General features: G+C 63.8%; 4 protein-coding genes and 1 pseudogene. 3 read left to right on the forward strand and 2 right to left on the reverse strand.

The annotated features are described in order from the left end of the window. Positions 1-94 precede the first annotated feature (94 nt). Positions 95-841: a proteasome assembly chaperone family protein gene (locus QT222_RS09325; protein WP_491477003.1), complete on the reverse strand. Its 747-nt coding sequence runs from the start codon at positions 839-841 to the stop codon at positions 95-97. Positions 842-998: 157 nt separating this feature from the next. On the opposite strand from QT222_RS09325, the gene QT222_RS09330 reads away from it, so the two are divergent. Together QT222_RS09330 and QT222_RS09335 are read left to right on the forward strand one after the other, a co-directional pair. Further along, the gene (locus tag QT222_RS09330) at positions 999-1,940 is read left to right on the forward strand and encodes an RsmB/NOP family class I SAM-dependent RNA methyltransferase (RefSeq protein ID WP_491477004.1); all 942 of its coding nucleotides are present in this window, start codon (positions 999-1,001) and stop codon (positions 1,938-1,940) included. Further along, positions 1,937-2,473 (forward strand): DUF7122 family protein, encoded by a 537-nt coding sequence (locus QT222_RS09335; RefSeq protein WP_491477005.1) that lies wholly within the window; start codon positions 1,937-1,939, stop codon positions 2,471-2,473. The genes QT222_RS09330 and QT222_RS09335 overlap by 4 nt, the downstream gene beginning before the upstream one ends. 40 nt (positions 2,474-2,513) lie before the next feature. Here QT222_RS09335 and QT222_RS09340 read toward each other — a convergent pair whose 3' ends face one another. After that, positions 2,514-4,016 (reverse strand): DUF790 family protein, encoded by a 1,503-nt coding sequence (locus QT222_RS09340; RefSeq protein ID WP_491477006.1) that lies wholly within the window; start codon positions 4,014-4,016, stop codon positions 2,514-2,516. A 134-nt stretch (positions 4,017-4,150) separates the two neighbouring features. Between QT222_RS09340 and QT222_RS09345 the strand changes: the two are divergent. Beyond that, positions 4,151-4,328 (forward strand): annotated as a pseudogene (locus tag QT222_RS09345) (transcriptional initiation protein Tat); the annotation flags it as partial.

Here is a 4,328-nt window from a genome sequence, read left to right on the forward strand (position 1 = left end):
GGAGGGCGAATAACGGTGGCTACTGGGAGGGCGAATAACGGTGGCTACTGGGAGGGCGAATAACGGTGGCTACTGGGAGGACAACCCTGGACGACTACTGATACATCCCAATCGGACGTGCTTGCGTACTCTCTTCGTCCGACTGCTGCATCCGCTGTGCCAACTGCTCTTTCGCCTGCCGAATCTCGCTCATTCTGTCGACGAGGTCATCAACGGGAACCTCGAATCCAACCAGCGGTTCGAGTCCGTTCTTGATGATGATACGAGCGGCTTCCGGGTCCGGGAACTGCGGGTCGGACTCGACGACGAGTCCGAGCGCGGGACGGCCGACTGCGACGGAGTTGCTCAAGAGTGCACCCGTCGGCCCCGATACGAGACCGGTCTCTGTCGGGCGACCGATACCGGCGTCTTCCAGTCGGTCGAGGACATCCCCCGTTCCGATGCCGTAGAGTTTCGGTGTATTCTCGGACCTCTCCCGCGCGATACCGGAGAGGAAGATCGGTAATATATCGAGTTCGTCGAACCACGGTCCGAGACACGTCGCGAGTTCGGTCGCCGCCTCGGGTCGAATCGGGGTGTCGCTCTGGAGAACGAGCAGGTCGTGTTTGGCATCGGCGTAGAGCCGAACCGGTGGATGAAGCTCCGAGTCTCCCTTCTGGTACACCGCCACCTCCGGGATACCGTCACAGAATGCATCGCCGTAATGAGTCATATCGAACTCCTCGACGAGATGGTCAGCCGCAATCTTCCCGACGAGACCGACGCCCGGGAGTCCTTCTACCAGTGTCGGGGAGTCGAGTTGGTCCGTAAGTTCATCGGCAAGGACGCGAATTCGTGCCATAGATAAACATTCACAGTCAGGTGAGGTAAATGCGACGGGGGAATGCGCACGACGGGTCGGACATGCCGGGGCTTCGGAAAGGATGCACCGGATACTCCGAAAGGACGCGCCGGCCACTCCGAAACCGACAAACGCGCCCGTGTGGAATCGGTAGTACATGAATCCGCTCCAGCGGTACGCGCCACTCGTGGACGACGAGGAGGCATTTTTAGCGGCCTGTGAGCGGCCGCTTCCGTCTGTCGTCCGCGTCAACACCATCAAGACGACGGTGGAGCGCGCCCGCGAAGCACTCGACGACGAGGGCGTCGCCTACGAACCGACCGACTGGCACCCCGGTATTCTGAAACTCGAAGAGAGCAGTCCGGGAACCAACTGGCCGTACTTCCACGGTTGGCTCCACGGCCAAGAGGAAGTGTCCGCGCTCCCGGCTATCGCGCTCGACCCGCAACCGGGCGAACGCATCTGGGACACCTGTGCAGCCCCGGGGTCGAAAACGACTCAAATCGCCGCCATGATGGACGACGAAGGCGTGCTCGTCGGCAACGATAACAACCTCGGTCGACTCTCGGCGCTTCGGCACAACGCCGAACGACTCGGCGTGACGAACCTCGTCGTGTCGAATCAGGACGCGCGTAACTTCTCGATGAAGCCATTTGGCGAGCGGACCCCCGAAGAGCCCGGGTCGTTCGAGCAGTTCGACCGCGTGCTCGTCGACGCGCCGTGTTCCTGCGAAGGAACCTGCCGAAAGAACCCCGACGTGCTCGACGAGTGGACGATGAACCACGTCGCCAGCGTCGCCGGTATCCAGAAAGGGATTCTCCGACGCGCCGTGCAGGTGACGAAACCCGGCGGGAGCGTCGTCTACTCCACGTGTACCTTCGCGCCGGAGGAGAACGAGGCGGTCCTCGACTTCGTCCTCGAACGCGAAGACTGCGAGATGGTCGAGTGGGACGTGCCCGATAACTTCGAAACGTCGCCCGGCATCACCGAGTGGGAAGACGAAGAGTACGACCCGTCGGTCACGAAAGCCCGCCGTGTCTACCCGCATCAGAACGACACGGGCGGCTTCTTCACTGCGAAACTGGAGGTCAACGCATGAAAGACGAGACCGCAGACGACGAAAACTGGGGCCAGCAGTTCGACCGCCTCCCGGAGACCGCCGAGGACCGCGTCGTCGAAGGTCGTCCCTCCCGAAACGAGGTCGTCGAGTGGTGGGAAGAGCGGTTCGGCATCGACCCGGCGACGTTCGACAGCTACACCTTCTGGGAGAAGGGCGCAGGGAAGATTTGGGCATTCAACGGCGAAGTCGTCGACCCCATTCAGGTGGAGGGTCTCGGGATGCGCATCCTCCGAACCCGTCAGCGACACTGGAAGCCCTCAACCAACGCGGTCCAGCGCTTCTGCCGCGACGCGACGAAGAACGTCATCGAACTGAGTCCGGGCGAGGCAAAGGCGTTCGTCGCCGGTCACGACCAACAACTCGACTGGTGGGAGGGTGACTGGGGCTACCTCACCGCCGCCCACGAAATTGCGGGTGAACTCGAACCCCTCGGCGTCGGCCTCTATCTCCACGGCGAACTCCGCTCGACCGTCCCGAAGGGTCGGCAAGAAGAACTCGTCAAACTCGACTAAGGCGACGCGCGACGCCGTCTGCGGCCGCGGCCGTTTCGCCCTACTTCTCTCGTACTGTTCCGCCAGTCAGACCCTCCCACTCGACGCGGTAGTCGAGTCGCGAAAGAACCGCGCTCGCGTCGTCGAGTCCGAAGTCCGCAAGGGTCGATTCGACCGCCGACAGCGACATCCCCGGTTCGACCTCCTCGGCGACCGAATCGAGAATCGTGGGGCGAACAAGCGTTCGCCCGACGAGTTCGTGCTCGGGGAAGCTCACATCCGAAAGTGCATCCACCGAAACGCCGCGAGCGCCCGCGAGGTCGGCAAGCGAGACAACATCCTCGTCGGGAACGAGTTCCGCCGGAAGCGACGAGGCGGCGTCGGCGACGAGGTCGGCTTCGTACTCTCGGAGGACGTCAACCACGTCCTTCACGCGCACGGATTTGGTGTACGGGACGACGCGATGGTCACGGGCGGCGATTTCCTCACCCACGCCGAGGGATTCGTCCACCGCGACGACGAGTTCCACGTCCTCCACGTCGGCGAGTTGTCCCAGTTTCTTTTCGACGTACTCGGGGGTCCAGAAGCCCATGATTTCGAAGAAGACCCGGAACTCAGCATGGATATAATCGAACGCGAAGTCCGGAATCATCACGCTCGTCCCCGTCTCCAACGGTTCGGGTTCCCTGACGAGCGACCAATCGAGGTCGAGACCGCGGAACCGGGCGGCGAAGTCGGCCTCCACGTCGCTGTCGAAGCCGGGTTCGGCCATCGGGTCGACGCCCGGGACGGATACGTCGTCGCTCGTGAGCACCATTTCGCGTTCTGTCCCTCGGTCGTCGATAGTCGCCACGAGCCGCCACTCACCCGCAGTTGCGACTGACCGAAGCAGTCGGGCGAAAGCGGTTCCGTATCGACGGGTTCGCTGGAAGAGCGCATCCGGGCCGGTGACGACGACTTCCCGTCCTGCGTCGGTCTTCCGAACCTCGTACATCAGTCGCAGTCGCTTGACCGCCGAGACGACCGCCTTCGGGTCCGAACTGCGGACGCGAACCTCGGTCGCATCGAAAAGCGCCGTTTGGGCGAGCGAGAGATTGTACTGGGTGAGCAACTCGTCGGGCGTCCACCGCGGGTCGAAGTCGGCGAGGACCTGCTCCACTTCGCGGTCGGCGGTCAACGATTCGTCTACCGCGTCGGGAGTCGACCCGAGCGATGCGGCCGCGTGGTCGAGCGCCGCGTCTCGTTCGTCGGGCGTCGCCACGCCGCCGACTTCCATCGCCGCCTCGAACGCGGCGCGGCGGGCGCGAACTGGCGGGAGCGGTGCCTGCGTCTCGAAGACGGCTTCGCGGTCGAAGAGCGAGGCGAAGCCTCGGGCGAGTTTGAAATCGTCGGCCTCGGATTCGAGCGCTTCGAGTGCCTCATCGAGTGACCTTCGGGGCTCGCCGACGTGGCGCTGGAAGACGCCGATAGTCTTCGCGGCGAGGGGGCGGTCGCTCCGCGCTGCGAACTGTGGATGGTAGCCGCCGCCCGCTCTCGATACGCGAAGCAGGTCCTTCGTCAGCACGCTCGTCACGAGGCGGGCGCGGGACAAAAGCGACTCGGGCGACGGGGAGCGTGGTTGTGAGAGAACCACGTGAGATGCGGGAAGGCCGAGTCGCGGACGACAAGGTTCATTGCGCCTCCGCCGGACGCCAGCGTATGGAGCGACGACGCCTCCTCGGACTGGTCGCAGTCGGTCTCTCGTCGGGTTGTCTCAGTGGACCCCCCGGTACGACGGGGCCACGAAACCCGCCCGAAGCACCGGCTGACAAGCCCCGCGAGACCCCCGAAGTCCCACCGGTCCGTATCTCCACGGTTGACTTCGAATCGACCGACG

The organism is Haloferax sp. s1 (assembly GCF_058382125.1).